Origin of the sequence: Burkholderia sp. KBS0801, from assembly GCF_005937855.2 — a bacterium.
Lineage (GTDB): Bacteria > Pseudomonadota > Gammaproteobacteria > Burkholderiales > Burkholderiaceae > Burkholderia > Burkholderia ambifaria.
This window is the reverse complement of the sequence record NZ_CP042177.1, coordinates 1,114,375-1,138,290: the sequence shown is the minus strand read 5'-3', so window position 1 is coordinate 1,138,290 and position 23,916 is coordinate 1,114,375. Positions and strand designations below refer to the sequence as shown.

The 23,916-nt window shown below is 67.9% G+C and carries 21 protein-coding genes; 11 read left to right on the top strand and 10 right to left on the bottom strand.

The window, feature by feature from the left end:
* The first annotated feature begins 615 nt into the window (after positions 1–615).
* On the top strand, positions 616–1,614 hold the full coding sequence (locus FFI87_RS05635; protein WP_012363437.1) for an LLM class flavin-dependent oxidoreductase: 999 nt from the start codon (positions 616–618) through the stop codon (positions 1,612–1,614).
* Between the two features lie 32 nt (positions 1,615–1,646).
* On the opposite strand, the gene FFI87_RS05630 is transcribed toward FFI87_RS05635, so the two are convergent.
* Positions 1,647–2,705, bottom strand: a complete 1,059-nt coding sequence (locus FFI87_RS05630; RefSeq protein WP_138848033.1) for an alpha/beta fold hydrolase — start codon at positions 2,703–2,705, stop codon at positions 1,647–1,649.
* A gap of 174 nt (positions 2,706–2,879) precedes the next feature.
* Between FFI87_RS05630 and pdxY the strand changes: the two genes are divergently transcribed.
* The 3 genes from pdxY to FFI87_RS05615 all read left to right on the top strand — a co-directional run bounded on the left by pdxY (position 2,880) and on the right by FFI87_RS05615 (position 7,696).
* On the top strand, positions 2,880–3,740 hold the full coding sequence (gene pdxY, locus FFI87_RS05625; RefSeq protein ID WP_006755531.1) for a pyridoxal kinase PdxY: 861 nt from the start codon (positions 2,880–2,882) through the stop codon (positions 3,738–3,740).
* Positions 3,741–4,053: 313 nt separating this feature from the next.
* Complete coding sequence (locus FFI87_RS05620) at positions 4,054–6,198, top strand: phosphocholine-specific phospholipase C (RefSeq protein WP_138848034.1); 2,145 nt, start codon at positions 4,054–4,056, stop codon at positions 6,196–6,198.
* A 349-nt stretch (positions 6,199–6,547) separates the two neighbouring features.
* Complete coding sequence (locus tag FFI87_RS05615; protein WP_138848035.1) at positions 6,548–7,696, top strand: branched-chain amino acid ABC transporter substrate-binding protein; 1,149 nt, start codon at positions 6,548–6,550, stop codon at positions 7,694–7,696.
* A 210-nt stretch (positions 7,697–7,906) separates the two neighbouring features.
* On the opposite strand, the gene FFI87_RS05610 is transcribed toward FFI87_RS05615, so the two are convergent.
* Entirely contained in the window at positions 7,907–8,668 is a 762-nt protein-coding gene (locus tag FFI87_RS05610) for a FadR/GntR family transcriptional regulator (protein ID WP_006751845.1), read from the bottom strand.
* Positions 8,669–9,028: 360 nt separating this feature from the next.
* On the opposite strand from FFI87_RS05610, the gene gudD reads away from it, so the two are divergent.
* Positions 9,029–10,381, top strand: coding sequence for a glucarate dehydratase (gene gudD / locus FFI87_RS05600; RefSeq protein WP_012363433.1), 1,353 nt, complete (start codon positions 9,029–9,031; stop codon positions 10,379–10,381).
* Between the two features lie 114 nt (positions 10,382–10,495).
* On the opposite strand, the gene FFI87_RS05595 is transcribed toward gudD, so the two are convergent.
* Positions 10,496–11,296: a hypothetical protein gene (locus tag FFI87_RS05595; RefSeq protein WP_138848036.1), complete on the bottom strand. Its 801-nt coding sequence runs from the start codon at positions 11,294–11,296 to the stop codon at positions 10,496–10,498.
* A gap of 236 nt (positions 11,297–11,532) precedes the next feature.
* Entirely contained in the window at positions 11,533–12,597 is a 1,065-nt protein-coding gene (locus FFI87_RS05590) for a glycosyltransferase family 4 protein (RefSeq protein ID WP_012363430.1), read from the bottom strand.
* A gap of 558 nt (positions 12,598–13,155) precedes the next feature.
* Between FFI87_RS05590 and FFI87_RS05580 the strand changes: the two genes are divergently transcribed.
* Positions 13,156–14,985: an ABC transporter ATP-binding protein gene (locus FFI87_RS05580; RefSeq protein ID WP_041489777.1), complete on the top strand. Its 1,830-nt coding sequence runs from the start codon at positions 13,156–13,158 to the stop codon at positions 14,983–14,985.
* Between the two features lie 92 nt (positions 14,986–15,077).
* On the opposite strand, the gene otsA is transcribed toward FFI87_RS05580, so the two are convergent.
* Together otsA and otsB are read right to left on the bottom strand one after the other, a co-directional pair.
* Entirely contained in the window at positions 15,078–16,457 is a 1,380-nt protein-coding gene (gene otsA / locus FFI87_RS05575; protein WP_012363428.1) for an alpha,alpha-trehalose-phosphate synthase (UDP-forming), read from the bottom strand.
* Positions 16,454–17,206: a trehalose-phosphatase gene (gene otsB, locus FFI87_RS05570; RefSeq protein WP_011656375.1), complete on the bottom strand. Its 753-nt coding sequence runs from the start codon at positions 17,204–17,206 to the stop codon at positions 16,454–16,456. The genes otsA and otsB overlap by 4 nt, the downstream gene beginning before the upstream one ends.
* A 283-nt stretch (positions 17,207–17,489) precedes the next feature.
* On the opposite strand from otsB, the gene FFI87_RS05565 reads away from it, so the two are divergent.
* From FFI87_RS05565 to FFI87_RS05555, 3 genes are read left to right on the top strand one after another with little or no spacing between them, the layout of a single operon-like run.
* The gene (locus FFI87_RS05565; RefSeq protein ID WP_138848038.1) at positions 17,490–18,143 is read left to right on the top strand and encodes an SCO family protein; all 654 of its coding nucleotides are present in this window, start codon (positions 17,490–17,492) and stop codon (positions 18,141–18,143) included.
* Positions 18,140–18,580, top strand: a complete 441-nt coding sequence (locus FFI87_RS05560) for a copper chaperone PCu(A)C (RefSeq protein ID WP_138848039.1) — start codon at positions 18,140–18,142, stop codon at positions 18,578–18,580. The genes FFI87_RS05565 and FFI87_RS05560 overlap by 4 nt, the downstream gene beginning before the upstream one ends.
* Before the next feature lie 10 nt (positions 18,581–18,590).
* Positions 18,591–19,463, top strand: coding sequence for a cytochrome c oxidase assembly protein (locus FFI87_RS05555; RefSeq protein ID WP_138848040.1), 873 nt, complete (start codon positions 18,591–18,593; stop codon positions 19,461–19,463).
* Between the two features lie 19 nt (positions 19,464–19,482).
* On the opposite strand, the gene FFI87_RS05550 is transcribed toward FFI87_RS05555, so the two are convergent.
* Both FFI87_RS05550 and FFI87_RS05545 read right to left on the bottom strand, forming a co-directional pair.
* Complete coding sequence (locus tag FFI87_RS05550; RefSeq protein ID WP_138848041.1) at positions 19,483–19,974, bottom strand: GNAT family N-acetyltransferase; 492 nt, start codon at positions 19,972–19,974, stop codon at positions 19,483–19,485.
* Positions 19,975–20,100: 126 nt separating this feature from the next.
* A complete protein-coding gene (locus FFI87_RS05545; RefSeq protein WP_012363423.1) occupies positions 20,101–20,967 on the bottom strand; it encodes a pirin family protein in 867 nt (288 codons plus the stop codon).
* Between the two features lie 110 nt (positions 20,968–21,077).
* On the opposite strand from FFI87_RS05545, the gene FFI87_RS05540 reads away from it, so the two are divergent.
* Positions 21,078–21,995 (top strand): LysR family transcriptional regulator, encoded by a 918-nt coding sequence (locus tag FFI87_RS05540; protein WP_012363422.1) that lies wholly within the window; start codon positions 21,078–21,080, stop codon positions 21,993–21,995.
* A gap of 146 nt (positions 21,996–22,141) precedes the next feature.
* Entirely contained in the window at positions 22,142–22,645 is a 504-nt protein-coding gene (locus tag FFI87_RS05535; RefSeq protein ID WP_138848042.1) for a GAF domain-containing protein, read from the top strand.
* A gap of 137 nt (positions 22,646–22,782) precedes the next feature.
* On the opposite strand, the gene map is transcribed toward FFI87_RS05535, so the two are convergent.
* A complete protein-coding gene (map, locus tag FFI87_RS05530; protein WP_012363420.1) occupies positions 22,783–23,589 on the bottom strand; it encodes a type I methionyl aminopeptidase in 807 nt (268 codons plus the stop codon).
* On the bottom strand, positions 23,589–23,825 hold the full coding sequence (locus FFI87_RS05525) for a ParD-like family protein (protein ID WP_006751861.1): 237 nt from the start codon (positions 23,823–23,825) through the stop codon (positions 23,589–23,591). Before FFI87_RS05525 ends, map begins: the two co-directional genes overlap by 1 nt.
* Between the last annotated feature and the right edge of the window lie 91 nt (positions 23,826–23,916).

Here is a 23,916-nt window from a genome sequence, read left to right as displayed (position 1 = left end):
CGATCGATTGAATCTGATTGAACGCGATTGGGTATTCCGACAGCAACGAACGCGGGCACGACCCGACTCCTTGTTCCAGCAGCGTCTGTAATGGCGAGGCTCGGCCCATTCCCCGAATGCGACCGGCACCGGCTTCGCGTAGCACATTTCCGCGCAATGCCCGGACGGGATGCGGGGAAGATTCGAATGGCGAACATCGGCACAACATGGACAGGCGCCGGATTTTAGCAGTGCAAGCCGGCCCGCGCGTGACGGCACGCGAAACGGACTTGTGCGATTTCGGCAAAGCTGTGCGGCCGGCAAACCATTCTGGTGCCACTGCGTTCACGCTAGCGTAAGCACTTTGCAGGCGTATTGCAGTGTTGAAAATCAGACGTTTCGTGGAAATTTGTACGTCGATGCGAAGACATGCTCAATCCCCGTAAAGTTTGGTCATTATTTGGGGATTGAATTGATTTATGCAACGATGACGACCTCCCGTCCTATGCAACCTTGCACCCCTGAAAGGCGCATGGGTATCCGTGCGTCGCCAGCGCGTTCCGGAACCCTTTGGCAAAATCGTCGACATCTGTTGCGCATGCGCATCACCGCGCCCCTCCCTTTAGAAGGCCACCGATGATTCCGTTTTCCGTACTCGATCTCGCCCCCATTCCCGCCGGCGCGGACGCCGCGCAGGCTTTCCGCAACACCGTCGATCTCGCGCAGCACGCGGAGCGCCTCGGTTACCGGCGCTACTGGCTCGCCGAACATCACAACATGCCCGGTATCGCGAGCGCGGCGACGGCCGTCGTGATCGGTCATGTCGCGGGCGCGACGAAGACGATCCGCGTCGGCTCGGGCGGGATCATGCTGCCAAATCATGCGCCCCTCGTGATCGCCGAACAGTTCGGCACGCTCGCGTCGCTGTATCCGGGGCGCATCGATCTCGGGCTCGGCCGTGCGCCGGGCACCGACCAGACCACGTCGCGCGCGCTGCGCCGCGACCTGATCGGCAGCGCCGACTCGTTTCCGGACGACGTCGCCGAGCTGCAGCGCTACTTCGCGGAACCGGCGCCCGGCCAGCGCGTGCGCGCGGTGCCCGGTGCGGGGCTGGACGTGCCCGTGTGGCTGCTGGGTTCGAGTCTGTTCAGCGCGCAGCTCGCCGCGATGCTCGGGCTGCCATTCGCGTTCGCGTCGCACTTCGCGCCGGACTACCTGATGCGCGCGCTCGAACTCTATCGCGCGCAGTACCGGCCGTCGGCCGCGTGGCCGAAGCCGCATGCGATGGTCGGCATCAACGTGTTCGCGGCCGATACCGACGACGAGGCGCGGCGCCTCTTCACGTCGCTGCAGCAGCAGTTCATCAACCTGCGCCGCGGCACGCCGGGCAAGCTGCCGCCGCCCGTCGACGCGCTCGAGGCGAGTGAATTCGAACTCGCGAACGTCGCGCACGCGCTGTCGTTCGCGGCCGTCGGCTCGCGCGACACGGTGCGCGATAAGCTCCGCGACCGGATTGCACAGACGGGTGCGGACGAGGTGATCATCACCGCGCAGATCTACGATCACGCCGCGCGGGTGCGCTCGTTCGAGCTGGCGGCGCAGATCCGCGACGAACTGGCGAACGAAACCCGCTGACCGGGCGGGCGCGGGCACCCGCCGTCACGTCACTACGGGTGCACCGCGTCCAGCCCGTCGAGCAGCGCCTTGTGGAACGCGTCCGGATCCTGGATCTGCGGCGCGTGGCCGAGCGACGGGAATTCGACGAGCTGCGCGCCGGGGATCGCCGCCTGCGTACGCTTCGCGAGTTCCGGGTAATGGCCGAGCTTCGCGTGCACGTCGGGCGGCGCCACCTCCTTGCCGATCGCGGTCGTGTCCTTGTCGCCGATCAGCAGCAGCGTCGGCACGCGGATCGCACCGAGTTCGTAGACCACCGGCTGGGTGAGGATCATGTCGTAGATCAGCGCCGAGTTCCACGCGACCGCGTCGCGGCCCGGGCCGCGATACATGCCGGCGAGCATCTGCACCCAGCGCTCGTAGGCGGGCGACCACTTGCCTGCGTAGTAGGTCGCCTGCTCGTAGCGGCGGATGCCGTCGGCATTCGTCTTCTGTTCGCGCGCATACCAGTAGTCGACCGGCAGCGGCGGCACGCCGAGCGCCTTCCAGTCCTCGAGGCCGATCGGGTTCACCAGCACGAGCTGGTCGGTCGCCTTCGGATACATCAGCGCATAGCGCATCGCGAGCATCCCGCCCGTCGAATGGCCGACGATCGTCGCCGATTTCACGCCGATCGACTCGAGCAGCGCATGCGTGTTGCGCGCGAGCTGCTGGAAGCTGTACTGGTAGCGTTCGGGCTTCGACGACTTGCAGAAGCCGATCTGGTCCGGCGCGACCACACGATAGCCGGCGCGGCTCAGCACGCCGATCGTGTCCTCCCAGGTCGCCGCGCAGAAGTTCTTCCCATGCAGTAGCACGACCGTGCGGCCGTTCGGGTGCGCCGGCTGCACGTCCATGTACATCATCTCGAGGGTTTCGCGCTGCGACACGAACGCGTAGCGATGCACCGGCTCCGGATAGGCGAAGCCTTCCAGGCGGGGGCCGTACGCGGGCCCGTCGTTGCCGGCCGGCGCCGGCGCGGCGGCCGCGGCCGAGGTCGCGCATGCCGCGGCAACGCCGGCGCCGAGCACGGCGGCGCGCGCGAGGGACAACATCTTGCAAATCGAGAGCATGGCGATCACGGTAAGGGGAATTGCACGCGCGCAACCGGGCGGCTTCGCGCCCCGCGATTCTACGCGGTCGGGCTGACGGCGGCGCGCAACACTCGATGGCCGTGCGACTTCCGCGCGCGCGACGAACTCGGGTATCGTGTGTCGTGACCCTGAAACGCCTGCAGGCGAACACTCATGAAAAACGTCCTCAGCATTCAGTCGCACGTGATCTACGGACACGCCGGCAACAGCGCGGCCGTGTTTCCGATGCAGCGCCTCGGCGTCAACGTCTGGCCGCTCAACACCGTCCAGCTGTCGAATCACATGCAGTACGGCCACTGGGCCGGCAGCGCGATCGACGCCGCGAAGATGGAGCAGCTCGTCGACGGCGTCGCCGCGATCGGCGCGCTCAAGCGCTGCGACGCGGTGCTGTCCGGCTTCGTCGGCTCGCCGCCGCAGGCGCGCGCGACGGTCGAGATCGTGCGCACGGTGAAGGCGATGAACCCGAACGCGTGGTACTTCTGCGATCCGGCGATGGGCCAGACGGGCGGCGTACGGCCCGAGCCCGGCGTCGAGGAATTCATCGTCCAGGAGATGCCGGCGCTCGCGGACGGCATGTCGCCGAACCACACCGAGCTGCAGAAGCTCGCCGGGCGGCGCATCGAGACCGTCGCCGAAGCCGTCGACGCGTGCCGCGCGCTGATCCGCCGCGGCCCGAAGATCGTCCTCGTCAAGCACCTGCACGATCGCAACAGCCCGGCCGACCGCTTCAACATGCTCGCCGTCACCGAAACCGAAGCGTGGATCGGCCAGCGCCCGCTGTATGCGTTTCCGCGCCATCCGGTCGGCGTCGGCGATCTCACCAGCGCCATTTTCGTCGCGCGCCGGCTGCGCGGCGACTCGGTGCGCGCCGCGTTCGAGCACACGCTCGCGGCCGTGCACGCGGTCGTGAAGGCGACCTACGACGCGCGCCGCTACGAGCTCGAACTCGTCGCCGCGCAGGACGAAATCGCGCGCCCGAGCGAATGGTTCGGCGCGTGGGTGACCGACGCGTGATGCGCCCGCATCGGCCGCGAATCCTGCGAATCTCGTCGAATCCCCCGGCATCCCCGGTGTCCCCCGCTTCTCCGGCGTGCCGCGCGCGCTGCCGCCCTCGCCTCTCCCCCGCAGTTCGCTCGCCGGCGCCATGCCGGTCGGGTTCTGTGCGGTCCGTGCGTGCAAACGTTTCCGGACTTCACATGAATGACACCGATTTCTCGCTATGCTCGCGACGGCACGACGGGCGCAGCCGCATCCTGCGCCCGGACGCGCCGAATTTTTCCCGCATGTCCCGCCAATCGGCTCCCCTCCTTGACCCACGATAACGACCATGACCCGATCGAACCGTCGTGACTTCCTGCGCGTCGCCGCCGGCACTGCCGGCGCCGCCGCGCTGAACCTGTTTCCGCCCGTGATCCGCGATGCGCTTGCGATTCCGGCGAACCGCCGTACCGGCACCATCCGCGATATCGAACACATCGTGATCCTGATGCAGGAGAACCGTTCGTTCGACCACTACTTCGGCACGATGCGCGGCGTGCGCGGCTTCGACGATCCCCGCCCGCTGCGCCTCGCGAACGGCAAGTCGGTGTTCCATCAGCCGGTCGGCCCGGCCGAGCTGCTGCCGTTTCACCCGGGCGCGGACAAGCTCGGCCTGCAGTTCCTGCAGGACCTGCCGCACGGCTGGCAGGACATGCACGCCGCGTGGAACAAGGGCCGCTACGACCAGTGGGTCCCGAACAAGGGCACCACGACGATGGCGTACCTGAAGCGCGACGACATCCCGTTCCACTACCAGCTCGCCGACGCATTCACGATCTGCGACGCGTATCACTGCGCGATCCCGAGTTCGACCGACCCGAACCGCTACTACATGTGGACGGGCTACGTCGGCAACGACGGCACGGGCGGCGGCCCGGTGCTCGGCAACGAGGAAAAGGGCTACGGCTGGACGACCTATCCGGAAGTGCTCGAGCAGGCCGGCGTGTCGTGGAAGATCTACCAGGACGTCGGCACCGGGCTCGACGCGAACGGCTCGTGGGGCTGGACGCAGAACCCGTACATCGGCAACTACGGCGACAACGCGCTGCTCTACTTCAACCAGTACCGCAGCGCGCTGCCCGGCACGCCGCTGTACGACAAGGCGCGCACCGGCACCAACATCAGCGCCGGCGGTACGCTGTTCGACGTGCTGCAGCAGGACGTGAAGAACGGCACGCTGCCGCAGGTGTCGTGGATCTGCGCGCCGGAAGCGTACTCGGAACACCCGAACTGGCCGGCCAACTACGGCGCGTGGTACATCGAGCAGGTGCTGAAGGTGCTCGTGTCGAACCCGGACGTGTGGAGCAAGACCGCCCTCTTCATCACCTACGACGAGAACGACGGCTTCTTCGACCACGTGCCGCCGCCGTTCGCGCCGCAGTCGCGCGACAACGGGCTGTCGACGGTCGCGACGACCAACGAGGTGTTCGCCGGCGACGCGTCGCACATGGCCGGCCCGTACGGGCTCGGGCCGCGCGTGCCGATGCTGGTCGTGTCGCCGTGGACCAAGGGCGGCTGGGTCTGCTCGCAGACCTTCGATCACACGTCGCTGCTGCAATTCATCGAAGCGCGCTTCGGCGCGCAGTATCCGGTGACGGCCGCCAACGTGTCGCCGTGGCGCCGTGCGGTGTGCGGCGACCTGACGTCGGCGTTCGAATTCGCGACCGCCGACACCGCATGGCCGACGCTGCCCGACACGAGCGGCTATGCGCCGCCCGACCGCGTGCGCCACCCCGACTACATCCCGGTGCCGCCGGTGCTGCAGAAGCTGCCGAAACAGGAGGCCGGGCTGCGTCCGGCGCGCGCGCTGCCGTACGAGCTGTTCGTGCACGGCCGCGTCGAAGCCACGAACGGCCTGTTCCGGCTGACCTTCGCGAACACCGGCCGCGCGGGCGCGGCATTCCAGGTGCAGTCGCGCAACCGCGTCGACGGCCCGTGGGCGTACACGGTCGAAGCCGGCAAGCGGGTCGCCGACACGTGGAGCGCCGCGGCATCGCTCGGCCTGTACGACCTCGACGTGTACGGCCCGAACGGCTTCTACTGCCATTTCCGCGGCCCGTTCGCGACCGGCGTCGGCAGCGCGAGCGTGAACCCCGAGGTGATCTACGGCTACGACGTCGCGAACGGCAACATCACGCTGCGCCTGATGAACCGCGGCCACAAGGCCGTGCAGCTCAAGGTGACGAACGCATACGGCCACGGCCGCGCGCGCACGTTCGACCTCGCGCCGGGCGCGCACGTCGACGACTACTGGGATCTGCGCGGCAGTCACGGCTGGTACGACCTGACCGTCAGCGACGGCCGTCCGCTCGGCTTCCTGCGCCGCTTCGCTGGCCACGTCGAGACCGGCCGCCCGAGCACGAGCGACCCGGCCATCCGCACGAACGCGTCGCACGACGACGCCGAAGCCGCATCGGACGCCCTGTCCGACTGACGACGTCGAACGCGGCGCGGCCCCGCCGGGGCCGCGCCGCCCATCCTGCCTCCCGTCCGCTCGTGACGGGAAACTCCCGATACCGGCCGCCCGCGCACGCGCGGAAGCTGTGCGCAAATCCGCATCGAATGCGCGGCAAATTGCCAAGACCCGTGCATATCGGCGACCTATATATCGAGACGATCGGGGCTCCTCGCCGAGCCTGACGGGAGATTCTTCCGGGAATCATCAACATGCCGACCTCCCCGCCCGATTCCGAGAAGCGGTCGAACCGCCCACCCGTCGCACGCGTCCGGCCCGCCGGCTGCGTGCGGTATCCACCCGCTGGTGTAGAACAAGAGGAACGAACATGAAATTCCGTCATTCCCTGCTGTCGGTGTCGGTCGTATCCGCCTTTGCCCTCCTCTCGCAACAAGCCGCCCGGGCCGCCGACGCGACCGACGTGAAGGTCGGCTTCGCCGCGCCGCTCACCGGCGTGAACGCCGGCTACGGCAAGGATCTCCAGAACGGCGTGCAGCTCGCGCTCGACGACGCCGCCGCGCAGAAGATACAGATCGCCGGCAAACCCGCGCACTTCAACCTCGTCGTGCAGGACGACCAGGCCGACCCGCGCATCGGCGTGCAGGCCGCGCAGGCGCTGATCGACCAGAACGTGTCGGTGGTGGTCGGCCACTTCAACTCCGGGACGACGATCCCGGCGTCGGTCGTCTACGACAAGGCCGGCATCCCGGTGATCGATCCGGCCGCGACCAACCCGACGCTCACGTCGCGCGGGCTCGCGAACATGTTCATGGTGATCGCGACCGACGGCCAGAACGCCGGCAACGCGGGCAAGTATGCGGTCGACGTGACCAAGGCGAAGCGCATCGCGATCATCGACGATCGCACCGCGTTCGGCCAGGGCGAGGCGGACGAGTTCGAGAAGGCCGTGAAGGCGGCCGGCGGCAACATCATCGGCCGCGAGTTCACCAGCAACCAGGCGGTCGATTTCCGTGCGCAGATCACGAGCCTGAAGGGCAAGAACCCCGACCTGATCTTCTTCGGCGGTCTCGATTCGCTCGCCGCGAACTTCGTCAAGCAGATGCGCCAGCTCGGGCTGAACGCGAAGTTCGTCGGCGGCGGCGGCGTGAAGGACAACGAGTTCATCAAGATCGCCGGCCCGGCCGCGGAAGGCGCGATGGCGTGGGAATACGGGCGTCCGCTCGACGAGCTGCCGCAGGGCAAGGATTTCGAGCAGCGGTTCAAGAAGCGCTTCGGCGTCGACGTGCTGTCGTACGCGCAGTTCGGCTACGACGCGACCTGGGCCGCGATCAAGGCGATGCAGGCAGCCAACTCGACCGATCCGAAGGTCTACCGTCCGGCGCTGAAGAAGATCGACTTCGAGGGCATCACCGGCCGGATCTCGTTCGCGAACGACGGTTCGCTGAAGAGCGGGATGTCGACGCTGTATCAGGTGAAGAACGGCGCGTGGAAGACGATCGTGACGAAGGGAGGCTGATCGAACCGGATGGGCGACCTGGGTAGCCAGGCCGCCTAGGCGCGACGGGCGGCGGCGGGAACGCCGCCCGGCCCGCCTTCACACGACGCGGGAACAGGCGAAGGTGCTGCGCCCGCGAAACGATCGGCGCGCGCTCGGGTCGATCTCATACGATGTCTGATGTTGAGGCGACGGCCCGTCGCGACGCGCGGGCCGTGCAGCCGGCCTCCGTCAGCTCGCCTGCGTGTCGCGTTCCGCCTCGGCCGCCTCGTGCGCGCGGCGCAACCGCTCGCGACTGTTGGTCAGGTGAGTGCGCATCGCGGCGCGCGCGGCTTCCGGATCGTGACGCGCGATCGCCTCGTAAATGTCCTCGTGCTCGTGATTGAGCCGGCCGACATAGCGCTCGAGGTCGTCGCCGGCGAAGCGTGCCGAATTCACGCGCGTGCGCGGGATGATCGACGCGCCGAGCTGCGTCATGATGTCGACGAAGTAGCGGTTGCCGGTGGACTGCGCGATCTGCAGGTGGAAGTTGAAGTCGAGCTGCGCCGTGTCGCGTCCGCCGCCCGCCCCCGACGCGATCGCATCGAGCGCACGCCGCAGCGCGGCGAGGTCGGTGTCGTTCGCGCGCTGCGCGGCGAGGCTCGCGCATTCGCTTTCAAGGCTGATGCGCAGCTCGAGCACCGCGAGCACGTCGCGCAGCGTCATGATGGTCGCGGGATCGATGCCGAGCGCCTGGCGGCGCGACGGTTCGAGCACGAAGCTGCCGATGCCGTGGCGCGTCTCGATGAGGTGGCTCGCCTGCATCCGCGAGATCGCTTCGCGCACGACCGTGCGGCTGACGCCCTGAGCCGCCATGACTTCGGTTTCGGTCGGCAGCTTGTCACCGGGACGCAGCGTGCCGTTTTCGATCTGCGCGGTCAGCGCGTCGACGACATCTTGTGCAAGGCTGCGTGCGCGACGGCGCGGCGCAGCGGGAAGCGTGGGCACGGACATGAGGCCGGTTCCTTTTTGAATGATCGTAATGTGAGCCGAGGGTTTACGCGGGGTTTGAGCGAACGCCGATGATTCATTATACTGCGTCACAAGTCATCCGACGACTGATGATCGCGGCACGGATCTCCTGTTGACCGAGGCTGCCACATCGGCGCTACTCGGTCCCGTGGTTCGCGATCGACCGACCTTCGCGCTTCCGCGCGATATCGGCATCGAACTGGTCGCTCCCGCCCGTTCGGGTTGCTGTCGACATGCGGGGCTTGCGCGCCGCGCACGTCGGTTGTCGAATGATCGCACCTCCCGCCGCGCACGGCAAAGATTTTGCCGCACGGCATCGCCCACTCTTTCGCCATCGCCGCCATGAACGCCGTCACTGCCTCGCCTTCCCATGACACGCCGCGCATCGTCGAGCTGCAAGCCATTCCGGTCGCCGGCCACGACAGCATGCTGCTCAACCTGAGCGGCGCGCACGGTCCGTTCTTCACCCGCAACCTCGTGATCCTGAAGGACAGCGCGGGCCGGACCGGCGTCGGCGAAGTGCCGGGCGGCGAAAGCATCCGCCGCACGCTCGAAGATGCGCGCGCGCTCGTCGTCGGCCAGCCGGTCGGCAACTACCACGCGGTGCTCAACGACGTACGGCGCACCTTTGCCGATCGCGACGTGAGCGGCCGCGGCCTGCAGACCTTCGACCTGCGCACCACGATCCACGCGGTCACCGCGCTCGAGGCCGCGCTGCTCGACCTGCTCGGCCAGCATCTCGGCGTACCCGTGGCCGCGCTGCTCGGCGAAGGACAGCAGCGCGAGCGCGTCGAGATGCTCGGCTACCTGTTCTACGTCGGCGATCGCAGCAAGACCGCGCTGCCCTATCGCGACGGCCGCGGCGCGACCGACGACTGGACCCGCGTGCGCGACGAGGCCGCGCTGACGCCCGAGGCGGTCGTGCGCCTCGCCGAAGCCGCGCACGCGCGCTACGGATTCAACGACTTCAAGCTGAAGGGCGGCGTGTTCGAAGGCGCGCGCGAGGTCGAAGCCGTGACGGCGCTGGCCGAGCGTTTCCCCGAAGCGCGCGTGACGCTCGATCCGAACGGCGCGTGGTCGCTCGACGAGGCCGTGCGGCTGTGCCGCGACCTGCACCACGTGCTCGCCTATGCGGAAGATCCGTGCGGCGCGGAGAACGGCTACTCGGGCCGCGAGGTGATGGCCGAATTCCGCCGCTCGACCGGGCTGCCGACGGCCACCAACATGATCGCGACCGACTGGCGCCAGATGGGCCACGCGGTGCAGCTGCACGCCGTCGACATCCCGCTCGCCGACCCGCACTTCTGGACGATGCAGGGCTCGGTGCGCGTCGCGCAGATGTGCCGCGACTGGGGCCTCACGTGGGGTTCGCATTCGAACAACCACTTCGACGTGTCGCTCGCGATGTTCACGCACGTCGCGGCCGCGGCGCCCGGGCAAGTCACCGCGATCGACACGCACTGGATCTGGCAGGACGGCGAACGGCTCACGCGCGAACCGCTGAAGATCGAGAACGGGCTCGTGGAAGTGCCGAAGCGGCCGGGCCTCGGCCTCGACATCGACATGGATGCGGTCGCGGTCGCGCACGAGCTGTACAAGCAGCACGGGCTCGGCGCGCGCGACGATGCGGCGGCGATGCAGTATCTGATTCCGGGTTGGACGTTCAACAACAAGCGCCCCTGCCTCGTGCGCTGAGCGCGGGACGAACCGGGCGGCGGGTTCGCCCGGCTCGAAGGCAATGCGCCGGTTCGCCCGCGCATCGGCGGGCGCCGGGCGGGAAAAACCTGCCCGCGCGCCGCGCAGGCGTTGTCAGACGATCTGCTTGAGCGCCGCGTCAAGCGCGAGCACCGCGACGCGGTCGCCCTCGGTCACGAGCGGCGCGCGCATCACGATCTGCCGGTTATGGCCGACGGCCGCCGGCGAATCCCACAGCAGCTCGACCTTCGGCCGCCGGAACAGGCTGCCGCGACGCGGCGGCACGGCGGCCAGCTGCACACCCTGCTCGCCCGCTGCCGCCGCAACCCGGCCGGGCCAGCGCACGGAGAGTTCGCGCGCATCGTACTGGCCGACCTTGCGGCTCTCCATCCAGACGATCGCGGTACGGGTGAGCGTATCGAGCGAGATCGCGTAGCGGCCGACCGCGAAACGGCGCGCGGCCACGTTGGTCCGCCACAGCGGCCGCGGCCGGCACATCCACACGATCGCCGCATACAGCGCCGGCGCGGCGATCAGCCAGCCATTGGTCGCCGTCACCGCGTGCAGCGCACGACGCCAGCCGGCCGCCCACGCGAACGCGCCGATCGACCAGACGGCAAACAGGAAACCGATCAGCGCGAACACCCGCAGCGCCTGGCGCAGCCACTGCGGCAGCGGATGGAACGGCCGCTCGGCGCGCGCGGCGGCGCCCGGCAGCGCGAGCAGCAGGAAGATCAGCACGAGATAGACAAACGCCCAGGGCGACGACACCATCGCCGACAGCGACGCGCGATAGCCCATCTGGGACATCGAGAACAGCCAGCGCGCGAACAGCACGAGCCCGATCGCGCGCAATGCGAAGATCACGCCGGCGCCGGGGGCCGGCGCTGCGCGCGTCGTTTTCGTTCTCGCCAAGACTGCTCTCCTCTCGATGTTCGTGCGGGGCCGGATTTCACGGCACGGCCATTATAGGGACATTACCGTCTGGACAGATGGCCGGATGGCGTGCCGGCCTCCTTCCGGGGCCGTTCGCAGCGTCGGGCGCGGCGAGAATACAACAGATCCGCGCCGCAGATGTGACAACGCCCCGCCGGGGTCCCGGACGGGGCGTCGATGAGTGCCTCGACCGCAGTGCGGCCGGCGGCCCGGCATCAGTTGGCGTTGACTTCGCGCAGCACCGTGCGGCGCTTCTGGCGCAGCAGTTCCTCGTAGCCCTTCACGTAGTTCTGCGCCATCACCTTCGACGAGAAGCGCGCTTCGAACGCGGCCCGTACCTTCTCGCGCGGCAGCGTATCGAGGCGGTTGAGCGCCGCGACGGCCGAGAGTTCGTCTTCGACGACGAAGCCCGACACGCCGTTGTCGATCACTTCCGGCACCGAGCCGCGCTTGAACGCGATCACCGGCGTGCCGCAGGCCATCGCCTCGATCATCACCAGGCCGAACGGCTCCGGCCAGTCGATCGGGAACAGCAGCGCGTGCGCGTTGCCCAGGAATTCGGTCTTTTCCGACTCGCTGATTTCGCCGATGTACTCGACGTGCGGCAGCGCGAACAGCGGCTTGATCTTCTCTTCGTAGTACGCGCGGTCGGCCTTGTCGAGCTTCGCGGCGATCTTGATCGGCAGGCCGGCCTGCTCGGCGATGCGGATTGCGGTGTCGACGCGCTTTTCCGGCGAGATGCGGCCGAGGAACGCGAGATAGCTCGGCTTCACGTTCGGGATCGGCGTCAGCAGGTTTTCCGGCAGGCCGTGATACACGGTCGACAGCCAGTTCGCCTGCGGCAGCGGGATGCGCTGGTTGTCGGAGATCGACACGACCGGCACGTCGCTGAACGCGTTGAAGATCGGCTGCAGTTCCGGCAGGTCGAGACGGCCGTGCATCGTCGTCAGATGCGGGACCGGCTGGCGCGAGAACAGCGAGAACGGGTAGTAGTCGATGTGGCAGTGCAGGACGTCGAACTCTTCCGCGCGGCGGCGCACCTGCTCGAGGAGCAGCATGTGCGGGGCCATCACGTCGCGGATCGTCGGGTCGAGGCGCAGCGCCTGCGGCCAGCACGCTTCGAGCTTCGCGGAGGTCTGCGAATCGCCGCTCGCGAAGAGCGTGACGTCATGCCCCATCTCGACAAGTGCTTCGGTCAGATAGGACACCACTCGCTCGGTACCACCGTAAAGCTTCGGGGGGACTGCCTCATGCAACGGAGCGATTTGGGCGATTCGCATGCGTAACTCCTAAAAAATCGGCTAAAAGTATGGGTCGGCAACCTGCCAGCGGTCGGGCTGGATGCATTTCGTCCGACGGTCGGACGAATCAGCCTGCCGGGGCGTCGAACCCGCGCTGCTCAAGGAGCGTCGGCGACGCGACAGGCATAGAACGTTCGAAACGAAGACCCGTTGACAGGGGTTCGTAAAAAAACCTGGGATCGACCCCGGAGCCGATTATCTAGGGTTAATCCCGAGACGGCCCCCGACATTTCAAACACTTTACTTTGTTACAAAGGCGCAACACTTTGCAACCCGCGGACTCGGGTGTCCGTTCTAGAGTGGAAGGCCCTTTTGGCGATCCTTTGTCACCCGTGAGGGCCGGCAGCGTGATTCCGGCACATGAAACAGGACGGGATGCCAGATTTTATCTCAAAATCGCTCGCGAGCCTCTGGCCCAGGCAAGATTCGCGCAGCGCGACGCAGGCCTTGTTTACAATGCCGGATTATTCAGTCCGAGCGCATGCCGGCATGCGATCCAGCCGCCACGCTCAATCACCGAATCACCGCACGCATATTTTGGAATCTCTTACCCCCGCCCAGCGCAACGCCCACAACGCGAAGCTCTCGAGCTACGCGCACCGGCCGATCGCGTTCCTGTTCCGCTACATCCGCCTGCATCCCGTTGCTCACCTCGTCGTGCTCTGCAGCGTGCTGGCTGCCGTCGGCTGCGCGCTCGGCTCGCAATACGCGATCAAGCACCTGATCGACGTGCTGGCGACCGGGCGCCATCATCCGGGGCCGCTGTGGAGTGCGTTCGCGCTGCTCGTCGGACTGATCGCGGCCGACAACCTGCTGTGGCGGGTCGGCGGCTGGGCCGCCGCGCACACGTTCGTCGCGGTCACCGGCGACCTGCGGCGCGACCTGTTCCAGTACCTGATCGGCCATTCGCCGACCTACTACTCGGAAAAGCAGCCGGGCACGCTCGCGAGCCGCATCACGGCCACGTCGAACGCCGTCTATACGTCGGAGAACACGATGGCGTGGAACGTGCTGCCGCCGTGCATCGCGGTGATGGGCGCGATCCTGATGATCATCGTCGTCAATCCGCTGATGGCCGCCGGCCTGCTCGGCTGCTCGGCCGTGCTGTCCATCATCCTGTTCAAGCTGGCCGGGCGCGGCTCGGCGCGCCACCATGCATTCGCGGCGAAGGCTGCGGCCGTCGACGGCGAGCTCGTCGACGTGATCGGAAACATGGGGCTCGTGCGTGCGTTCGGGATGACGGTGCGCGAACAGAAGCGCTTCAGCGCAACGATCAAGGCGGAGATGGACGCGCGCCAGCAGAGCCTGTTCTATCTCGAGAAGCTGCGGCTGCTGCATGCGGTGATCACCGCGATGCTGTCGGCCGGCCTGCTCGGCTGGGCGCTGTGGTTGTGGGATCAGGGCCGCGCGACGTCGGGCGATATCGTGCTCGTCAGCTCGCTCGGCTTCACGATCCTGCACGGCACGCGCGACCTTGCGGTCGCGCTCGTCGACGTCACGCAGCACGTCGCGCGCCTGTCCGAAGCCGTGAAGACGCTGCTCGAACCGCACGGGATGCCCGACCACTCCGACGCGAAGCCGCTGGCGGCCACCGGCGGGCGCGTCGACTTCGAGCGCGTGACGTTCGCGTATCCGCACCGCCGCGCGATCCTCGACCACTTCGACCTCCATATCGAGCCGGGCCAGCGTGTCGGCCTGATCGGCAAGTCGGGCGCCGGCAAGTCGACCGTGCTCGCGCTGCTGCAGCGCTTCTACGACACGCAGGACGGCGTCGTGAAGGTCGACGGCCAGGACGTGAAGGTGATCACGCAGGACAGCCTGCGCCATGCGATCGCGCTCGTGCCGCAGGACATCTCGCTGCTGCACCGGACGATCTACGACAACATCGCCTATGGCCGCCCCGACGCGACCCGCGAGGAAGTGCTCGCCGCCGCGCGCGACGCGCGCTGCGCGGAGTTCATCGAAGCGATGCCGGAAGGCTATGACACGATCGTCGGCGACCGCGGCGTCAAGCTGTCGGGCGGCCAACGCCAGCGCATCGCGATCGCGCGCGCGATCCTGAAGGACGCGCCGATCCTGCTGCTCGACGAAGCGACGTCCGCACTCGACAGCTCGTCCGAGGAAGCAATCCAGAGCGCGCTCGACCGCCTGATGGTCGGCCGCACGGTGATCGCGATCGCGCACCGGCTGTCGACGCTGCGCAACTTCGACCGGATCATCGTGATGAGCAACGGCAAGGTGATCGACGACGGCAGCCCCGACGTGCTGCGCAACCGTCCCGGTCTGTACCGCGACCTGCTCGCGAAGCAGCACGGCCGCCATCATGCGCCCGACGGCACCGCGCCGACCGGCGAACGCGTGGCCTGACGCCACGGGCACGCAACCGATAAAAAAGCCGCCTGCGAAGCACGGCGGCTTTTTTCATGGCATCGCGCGGCATCCGCCGCGCAGCGCGCCCGCTACACGCGCTGCAGGTCGCGCAGGAAGTTGTCGCGCCACACCGACACGTTGTTCTCGCGCAGCTGCGCAATCATGTCCGCATAGCGCGCGCGCCGCTCGGCGAGCGGCATCGTCAGCGCCTGCGACAGCGCATCGGCCATCCCGTCGATGTCGATCGGATTGACGATCAACGCGCCCGTCAGCTCGCGCGCGGCCCCCGCGAAGCGCGACAGCACCAGCACGCCCGGATCGTCCGGGTTCTGCGCGGACACGTACTCCTTCGCGACGAGGTTCATGCCGTCGCGCAACGGCGTGACGAAACCCACGCGCGCCAGCCGGTACAGCGCGGCCAGCACCTGCCGGTCGTACTGGCGGTGAATGTAGAGGATCGGCGCCCAGTCGAGTTCCGCGTAGCGGCCGTTGATGCGCCCCGACTCCGCTTCGAGCTGCAGGCGGATGTCCTGGTACGCGCGCAGGTCGGCGCGCGTCGACGGCGCGATCTGCAGGAACGACACGCGATTGCGAATCGACGTCTGGTGCTCCAGCAGCTTCTCGAACGCACGGAACCGCTCGACGAGCCCCTTCGAATAATCGAGCCGGTCGACGCTCATGATCAACTGGCGCCCGCGCAGCGACGTCGCCAGCGTGCGCACGGCCTTGCCGTTCTCGGCCGCCTGCGCGAGCGACGCGATCTCGTCCGGATACACGCCGATCGGATAGGCGGCCGCGCGCAGCGTGTTGCCGAACGCGTTCACGCGCACCGTGTGCCCTCCCCGCGCGACTTCGCCGCCCGCCTCGAACTCGATGTAGTCGCAGAACGCGCGCAGGTCGGGCTCGGTCTGGAAGCCGAGCAAATCGAACGCGCACAGCGACTCGACGAGCTCGCGATGCGGCGGCACGTTGACGAGCACCTGCGCGGCCGGAAACGGAATGTGCAGGAAAAAGCCGATGCGGTTCTTCACGCCGGCCTCACGCAGCGCACGCGCGAACGGGATCAGGTGATAGTCGTGCACCCAGATCACGTCGTCGTCCTGCAGCAGCGGCACGAGCTGCTGCGCGAGCCACACGTTCACGCGGCGGTAGCCGTCGAACTCGTGGCGGTCGTACTGGATCAGGTCGGCGCGGTAATGGAACGCGGGCCACAGCGTCGCGTTCGAGAAACCGCGGTAGTACTGGTCGTAATCGCGGCGCGACAGCCCGACGGTCGCGAACGTCACGGGGCCGCGCTCCTCGATGCGGATCTGCGGCGCACCGGATGCGACCACTTCGCCGCTCCAGCCGAACCACATGCCGCCCGTCTCCTTCAGCGCGTCGTAGACGCCGATCGCGAGGCCACCCGCCGCCGGTTCGCCTTCCGAAATCGGCGCGACACGGTTTGAAACGATGATGAGTCGACTCATGCGCCCCGCTGCTCCGCGCCAAGCCAGCGGGCAATCTGCGCGTGCAGCGCGTCGACCGAGTCGAGCCGCATGCGCGCCGACGTCTCGCCCGCGCCGACCTTGATCGACAGACCGCCACGCGCGTTGACCACCGCGAAGCCCTTCTCGTCGGTCAGGTCGTCGCCCGCGAACAGCGGCACGCGGCCCGCGAACGGCGGCTCGTCGAGGAACGCGGCCAGCGCGCGCCCCTTGTCGACACCCTTGGGCTTGATCTCGAACACCATCTTGCCCGGCTGCAGCACGTACGCGTCCGCATATTCGGCGACGAGGCGCTCGGCCGCTTCGCGCGCGGCCGGCTCGCGCTCGGGTGCATTTCGGTAATGCAGCGCGACGGCCGCCCCCTTGATTTCGAGCAGCATGCCCGGATGACGGTCGACGACGGACGCGAGTTCGCGCTCGATGCGCAGCAGCCGGTCGTCGTTGAAGCCGATGCGCTGCGTGTCGCCGTTCGCGTCGCGACGCTCGGCGCCGTGCAGGCCGGCGATCGGCAGGTCCGGCATGTTCAGGAACGCGTCGAGGTTGTCGATGCCGCGACCCGACACGACGGCGAGCGCGCCATGCGAGCGGCGCCGCAGTTCATCGAGCAGCGTCAGCAGCGACGGCGGCACGTGAATGCTGTCGGGCGTCGGCGCCAGTTCGACGAGCGTACCGTCGAAGTCGAAAAAGAACGCGGTATCGGTCAGGGACAGGGAAGCCGGAACGGATTGCATCGATTCGATGGTCTGAGGAGCGGCCTGCACACGCGCGGCCGCCGCTGCGAGAATGGAATTGTGCGCATCTTACCGCGCCTGCGTACCGAGATGGGCGAAACCGGCGCATGGCGGACCTCGCGCCACCGTGCGCGCCAACTGCGACATATTGCCCCGGTCGCCCGTACCGTACGGGTTTCGAAAGGACGCAGGCGCGGGAATTGCGCTACAGTCGGCAACCGCCGGCCGCGCGACGCATGGCGCCGCGCCGGCCGACGACCGTTCCGTCCGATCGAGCCCCAGGATGTCGTCAGCCCGTCCCGCGCCGCACCGGCGCCGCCTCATCACCCGCTTCGTCCGCACGGCTGCGGCGCTGACCGCCGCCGTCGCGCTCGCCGCCTGCACGCACGACGAGCCGAACTGGCACCTGACCAACGTCACGGGCCACCTGCCCGACCTGTCGTTCACGCTGACCGGCGGCGACGGGCATCCGGTCGACGCGAACGCATTCCGCGGCCGCATCGCGCTCGTCTACTTCGGCTATACGCACTGTCCGGACGTCTGCCCCGAAACGATGGCGCGGCTGATGGAAGTGCTCGCGAAGCTCGGCCCGCAGGCGAACGACGTGCGCATCCTGTTCGTCTCGGTCGACCCCGCGCGCGACACGCCGCAGGCGATGCAGTCGTACGTCGCCGCGTTCGACGCCGCGCACGCGCGTGGGCTGACCGGCACCGACGGCCAGATCGAATCGCTCGCGAAACGCTATCGCGTCGCGTACCAGATGGAAAAACGCGATCCGTCCGGCGGCTACGAAGTCACGCACAGCTCGGCCGTCTACATCTTCGACGCGAACGGTCGCGCGCGTCTGCTCGCGACCGACCGCGATTCGCCCGACGCCATCGCCGCCGATGTGCGCCGGATCATCGACACTGCCTCCCCCTCCCGAACTCCGACATGAAGACGACCCTCAAGACGTTCGCTCTCCTCGCCGCACTGGGCACCGGCGCGCACGCCTGCGCCGCCGGCGCGATCACCGCGCAGAACGCGTGGGTGCGCTGGCTGCCGAACCAGCTGCCCGCGGGCGGCTACGTGACGCTCGTCAACACGGGCGACAAGCCGGTCGATCTCGTCGACATCGACAGCCCCGACTACGGGATGGCGATGCTGCACCAGACCGTGTCGAACGGCTCGACGCAGAAGATGGAAATGGTCGACAAGCTGACGATCCCCGCGCGCGGCAAGGTCGACATCGCGCCGGGCGGCTATCACTTCATGCTCGAGGAACCGAAGCACGCGATCAAGCCCGGCGACACCGTGCGCCTGCGGCTGAAGTTCTCCGACGGCGAAACGGTCGACACGCCGTTCGCCGTGAAATCGCCGGCCCAGGCGAAGTGATGCGTGCGCGATGAACGTCCTGTACTGGCTCGATCCGTGGGAACCGTCGCCGACCGTGGTCATCGCGGTGCTGACGGCAGCCGTGCTGTTCGCGCGCGGCGTGAAGAAGGCGAAGGTGTCGCCGCTGCGGCAGTTCTCGTTCTGGTTCGGTCTGACGGCGCTCTACATCGCGCTGCATACGCGGCTCGACTACTTCTTCGAGCATGAATTCTTCATGCACCGCGCGCAGCACCTCGTGCTGCATCATCTCGGGCCGTTCTTCATCGCACTGGCGTACCCGGGCGCGGCGATCCGCGCGGGCATTCCGTTTCGCTGGCGGCAGCGCTTCGTGCGCCCCGCGCTCGCGTGGGCGCCCGTGCGCGCGACGCTCGACGTGGTGTTCCATCCGGTCGTCGCGGTCGTGCTGTTCGTCGGGCTGATCTATTTCTGGCTGCTGTCGCCGATCCACTTCGTCGCGATGCTCGACTGGCGCCTGTATCGCGTGATGAACTGGAGCATGGTGATCGACGGGCTGCTGTTCTGGTGGCTCGTCGTCGATCCGCGTCCCGCGCCGCCCGCGCGGCTGTCGCCGGGCCGCCGGGTCCTCATCGTCGTCGCGGCGATCCCGCCGCAGATCGCGCTCGGCGCGCTGATCTTCTTCACGCCGCACGAGCTGTATCCGATCTATTCGATCTGCGGACGCGCGTTCACGTGGCTCAGCCCGCTGCGTGACCAGCAGATCGGCGGCTTGCTGCTGTGGATTCCGGGTTCGATGATGAGCGTGATCGGCGCGCTGATCGCGCTGCGGCACTGGCTGCGGCTGTCCGCGCGCGGCCGTCTGATCGACGAGCGCGCTGCTGCCCGGCGCGCGGAGCACCCGTCGGTGACGCGCGCCGCCCACTGACGGTACGGCGCGCCGCGCTTCAGCCGCGCGCGCTGGTCATCCACACGTGCGGGATGCCGTCCTCGTCGTGCACGTCCGAGTTCGGCGTGAAGCCGAATGCCCCGTAGAAACGCTGCAGGTGCGCCTGCGCATGCAGGCTCACCTGCGTATCCGGCCACTGCGCGCGGATGTGCTCGAGCGCGCGCGAGATCAGCGCGTTGCCGAGGCCCGCGCCGCGAAACGGCGCGGTCGTCAGCACGCGGCCGATGCGCACGTCGGTGTTCTGCGCATCCGGCAACAGCACGCGCAGATAGCCCGCGAGGCGGCCCGCCGGAGCGTACGCGGCCAGATGCCACGCCGCCTGGTCCGCATCGTCGATGTCGCGATAAACGCAGTTCTGCTCGACGACGAACACGGCGCTGCGCGCGTCGAGGATCGCATAGAGTTCACGCGCGGTCAGCGCGTCGAATGATTTCCAGCGCCAGTCGAGATCGTCGGCGCGCGGGGAGGCGGCAGGTGCGGAAGCGGTCATGGTCGTCCTGATTCGGGCGCGCCGGCCGGCGCGTGGCAACCATCGATTATGCCTCGAAGCGCACACAACACGCACGCGCCCTTCCGCGCACGAAAAAAGGCCCCGCAATTGCGCGGGGCCTATCGGTCATGCCGGCATCTGGCCGAAGCGGCCGTTGTTGAAATCGTCGATCGCGGTCCGGATTTCCTCTTGCGAGTTCATCACGAACGGCCCGTAACCGACGACCGGCTCATCGATCGGCTCGCCGCTCAAAATCAACAGCTTGGCGTCGCCGTTCGCTTCGATCTCGACGTCGCGGCCGTCGCGGCTCAGTTGCACGAACTGCGCTTCGCGGGCGACCGTCTCGCCGTTCACCAGCAGCGTACCGTTGAGCACCACCACCGCGAGCGTCCGCCCGTCTGCGATCGGGAACCGCGCGCGGCCGCCGGCTGCGAGCCGCACGTCCCACACGTCGATCGGCGTGTGCGTGCGGGCCGGGCCGCGCCGTCCGTCGAATTCGCCCGCGATGATCCGCGCCCGCCCCGCACCGTCCGGCAGCTCGACGACCGGAATGTCCGCGTTCAGCAGCGTCTGGTAGCCGGGCGTGCCCATCTTGTCGGCGGCGGGCAGGTTCACCCACAGCTGCACCATCTCGAGCGGACCGCCGCGCTTCGTGAAGGCCTCCGAGTGGAATTCCTCGTGGAGGATCCCGCTCGCGGCCGTCATCCACTGCACGTCGCCCGGGCCGATCACGCCGCCCGCGCCGGTCGAATCGCGGTGAGCGACTTCGCCGTCATAGACGATCGTCACCGTTTCGAACCCGCGGTGCGGATGCTGACCGACCCCGCGCGGCGCCGAAGCCGGCTCGAAGTTCGCGGGGCCCGCGTAGTCGAGCAGCAGAAACGGGCTCAGGTGCGCCCCGTGCGACTGATAGCTGAACATTGAACGCACCGGGAAACCGTCGCCGACCCAATGGCCACGCGGCGCACTGTACACACCCTGGATCTTCTTCATTTGCCTTCTCCGAATTGCGGCGAAACACGTGCTTCGCATCCTGAATACGAATATAGAGATGGAACGATCGATCCGGTAGACTGCGAAAATCGCACTCAGCGTTCTATTTGATGAACGATCAAGAACGGGATCTGAACGATCTCTATTACTTCGTGCAGGTGGTCGAGCACGGCGGCTTCGCGCCGGCCGGGCGCGCGCTCAACCAGCCGAAATCGAAGCTGAGCCGCCGGATCGCGCTGCTCGAGGCGCGGCTCGGGATGCGGCTGATTCATCGCTCCACGCGCCGTTTCACCGTCACCGACGTCGGCCAGACCTACTACGCGCACTGTCGCGCGATGCTCGTCGAAGCCGACGCCGCCGACGAAGCGATCGCGCTGTTGCACGAGGAACCGCGCGGCATCGTGCGCGTGAGCTGCCCGGTCGTGCTGCTCGATTCGCTGGTCGGCACGATGATCGCCGCGTTCATGGTCGCGTGCCCGCGCGTCGAGATTCACCTGGAGGCGACCAACCGGCGCGTCGACGTGGTCGGCGAAGGGATCGACGTCGCGATCCGCGTGCGCCCGCCGCCGCTCGAGGACAGCGATCTCGCGCTGCGTGTGCTGGCCGAGCGCGGCCAGTGCCTCGTCGCGAGCCCCGCGTTGCTGCGCGAGCTCGGCACGCCGGCCGTTCCCGCCGACCTGACCCGCCTGCCGAGCCTCGATCACGGCGTGCCGCAGGCCGCGCACGTATGGCGGCTGCGCGGCCCCGACGGCGCGCAGGCGGAAATCCACCACCAGCCGCGCCTCGTGACGGGCGGCATGCTCGCGCTGCGCGCGGCGGCCGTCGCGGGTGTCGGCGTCGTGCAGCTGCCGACGATGATGGTGCGCGACGAAGTCGCGCGCGGCGATCTGGTGACCGTGCTGCCGAACTGGGCGCCGCGGCGCGAGATCGTGCACGCGGTGTTCGCGTCGCGGCGCGGACTGTTGCCCGCGGTGCGCTCGCTGCTCGACTTCCTGACCGAACGGTTCGCCGAACTCGCACCCGATTGAGCGGGCTCGCGTGCTCCTGCGCGGGGCGTTCGGCATCGCGCTCCACGAACCGGACGCTGCAGACGGGCCGCGCGTGCCGTAGACTGCGGGACGCGCATCGCGCTTTTCACAACCCTGCCGTTCTCCACCCTTATCGCATTTCAGCCATGTTCACGCTGTCAAACGACCCTCACGCCTCCAAGGCCGAACACTATGCGACGCTCGTCGAGCAGGCACGCGCGCTCGTCGAATCGGAACGCGACCTGACCGCGAACGCCGCGAACTTCTCCGCGCTCGTCTATCACTCGCTCGACCGCCTGAACTGGGCCGGCTTCTATTTCTTCGACGGATCGGAACTCGTGGTCGGCCCGTTCCAGGGCAAGCCCGCGTGCGTGCGGATCGCGCTCGGCAAGGGCGTGTGCGGCACGGCCGCGCAGACCCGCGAGACGCAGGTCGTGCGCGACGTGCATGAATTCCCGGGCCATATCGCGTGCGATGCCGCGTCCGAATCGGAGATCGTCGTGCCGCTGGTGGCCGCCGACGGCACGCTGATCGGCGTGTGGGACGTCGACAGCCCCGTTGCCGCACGTTTCGACGACGAGGACCGCAACGGGATGGAAGCGCTGTGCCGCGTGTTCGTCGAACACGCGTGGCAGAAGGCGCGCGGTTAAGCCGCGTTCGCAGCGTGACGCTGCCGGTCGCGGCGGACGGTGGCCTGGCCGACCGTCCCGCGCGACTGCCAACGAATGACACGGGCCCCACGACGGGGCCCGTTTCCGTTGTGCCTTTGAGTCCGGATTGCCGCGCGTCAGGCCGCGTGCGTGCCGGAGAGCGCCGCGAACGCCTGCGGCTTCACGTCGTCCGACAGGATCTCGAAGCCCTGCTCCGTCACCACGACCATGTGCTCCCATTGCGCTGACAGCGAATGATCTTGCGTGACGACCGTCCAGCCGTCCGCCAGCACGCGCGTATCGCGCTTGCCCGCATTCAGCATCGGCTCGATCGTGAAGATCATCCCCGGCCGCAGCGGCACGCCGGTGCCCGGGCGGCCATAGTGCAGCACCTGCGGCTCGTCGTGGTACACGTCGCCGATCCCGTGCCCGCAGTACTCGCGAACCACGCTGAACCCTTCGCGATGCGCGACCTGCTGGATCGCATAGCCGACGTCGCCGAGCGTCGCGCCCGGACGCACCGCGCGGATGCCCGCATGCATCGCCTCGTAAGTCGTCGCGACGAGGCGCCGCGCCAGTTCACCCGGCTCGCCGACGAAGTACATGCGGCTCGTGTCGCCGAACCAGCCGTCCTTGATCACCGCGATGTCGAGATTCACGATGTCGCCGTCGCGCATTGGCCGCGACGACGGAATACCGTGACAGACCACATGGTTGACCGACGTGCACAGGGTTTTCGGATAACCGTGATAGCCGATGTTCGCCGGGATCGCGCCGAGTTCGTCGACGATGAATTCGCGGCAGCGGGCGTCCAGTTCGTCCGTGGTGACGCCCGGCTTCACGTGCTCGGTGATCATCGTCAGCACCCGGGACGCGAGCTTCGCGGCCTCGCGCGACTTGTCGATTTCCGCGGCGCCGCGGATCGGGATTTCTCGCTTCGCCATTACGCCACCTGCTCGATGTCGCGCGCCACCGACTCGGTCGGTCCCGCATCGCCGCCGCGCGCTTCGATCTCGATCAGCATTCGGCAAATATCGCCGTAGGACAGCGACGGATTGAGTTCCGACAGCATCCCGACGCGCAGCCAGTGTTCCGCCTGCGCATTGATCGAACGGCTCAGCGCGGTACTGGTCGAGCGCAGCCGTTCATGCATGTGCTCGGATATCTTGATGATTCCCATATAACCCTAATTAAACGAAGTGTAGTCGTTTCGTATATTACGCTCCGGCCGGCGCACGGGCAAGCGTTCCGATTCCGCCGAAACCCCGTTG

Excerpts from the sequence above, each read along its gene's own strand:
- FFI87_RS05560 (WP_138848039.1), top strand. The coding sequence starts at position 18,140 with ATGAAGACGACCCTCAAGACGTTCGCTCTCCTCGCCGCACTGGGCACC.
- gudD (WP_012363433.1), top strand. The coding sequence starts at position 9,029 with ATGAACGCCGTCACTGCCTCGCCTTCCCATGACACGCCGCGCATCGTC.
- FFI87_RS05555 (WP_138848040.1), top strand. The coding sequence starts at position 18,591 with ATGAACGTCCTGTACTGGCTCGATCCGTGGGAACCGTCGCCGACCGTG.
- FFI87_RS05540 (WP_012363422.1), top strand. The coding sequence starts at position 21,078 with ATGAACGATCAAGAACGGGATCTGAACGATCTCTATTACTTCGTGCAG.
- otsB (WP_011656375.1), bottom strand. The coding sequence starts at position 17,206 with ATGCAATCCGTTCCGGCTTCCCTGTCCCTGACCGATACCGCGTTCTTT.
- otsA (WP_012363428.1), bottom strand. The coding sequence starts at position 16,457 with ATGAGTCGACTCATCATCGTTTCAAACCGTGTCGCGCCGATTTCGGAA.
- FFI87_RS05545 (WP_012363423.1), bottom strand. The coding sequence starts at position 20,967 with ATGAAGAAGATCCAGGGTGTGTACAGTGCGCCGCGTGGCCATTGGGTC.
- FFI87_RS05550 (WP_138848041.1), bottom strand. The coding sequence starts at position 19,974 with ATGACCGCTTCCGCACCTGCCGCCTCCCCGCGCGCCGACGATCTCGAC.
- map (WP_012363420.1), bottom strand. The coding sequence starts at position 23,589 with ATGGCGAAGCGAGAAATCCCGATCCGCGGCGCCGCGGAAATCGACAAG.
- FFI87_RS05590 (WP_012363430.1), bottom strand. The coding sequence starts at position 12,597 with ATGCGAATCGCCCAAATCGCTCCGTTGCATGAGGCAGTCCCCCCGAAG.
- FFI87_RS05535 (WP_138848042.1), top strand. The coding sequence starts at position 22,142 with ATGTTCACGCTGTCAAACGACCCTCACGCCTCCAAGGCCGAACACTAT.
- FFI87_RS05565 (WP_138848038.1), top strand. The coding sequence starts at position 17,490 with ATGTCGTCAGCCCGTCCCGCGCCGCACCGGCGCCGCCTCATCACCCGC.
- pdxY (WP_006755531.1), top strand. The coding sequence starts at position 2,880 with ATGAAAAACGTCCTCAGCATTCAGTCGCACGTGATCTACGGACACGCC.
- FFI87_RS05635 (WP_012363437.1), top strand. The coding sequence starts at position 616 with ATGATTCCGTTTTCCGTACTCGATCTCGCCCCCATTCCCGCCGGCGCG.
- FFI87_RS05630 (WP_138848033.1), bottom strand. The coding sequence starts at position 2,705 with ATGCTCTCGATTTGCAAGATGTTGTCCCTCGCGCGCGCCGCCGTGCTC.
- FFI87_RS05615 (WP_138848035.1), top strand. The coding sequence starts at position 6,548 with ATGAAATTCCGTCATTCCCTGCTGTCGGTGTCGGTCGTATCCGCCTTT.
- FFI87_RS05610 (WP_006751845.1), bottom strand. The coding sequence starts at position 8,668 with ATGTCCGTGCCCACGCTTCCCGCTGCGCCGCGCCGTCGCGCACGCAGC.
- FFI87_RS05620 (WP_138848034.1), top strand. The coding sequence starts at position 4,054 with ATGACCCGATCGAACCGTCGTGACTTCCTGCGCGTCGCCGCCGGCACT.
- FFI87_RS05525 (WP_006751861.1), bottom strand. The coding sequence starts at position 23,825 with ATGGGAATCATCAAGATATCCGAGCACATGCATGAACGGCTGCGCTCG.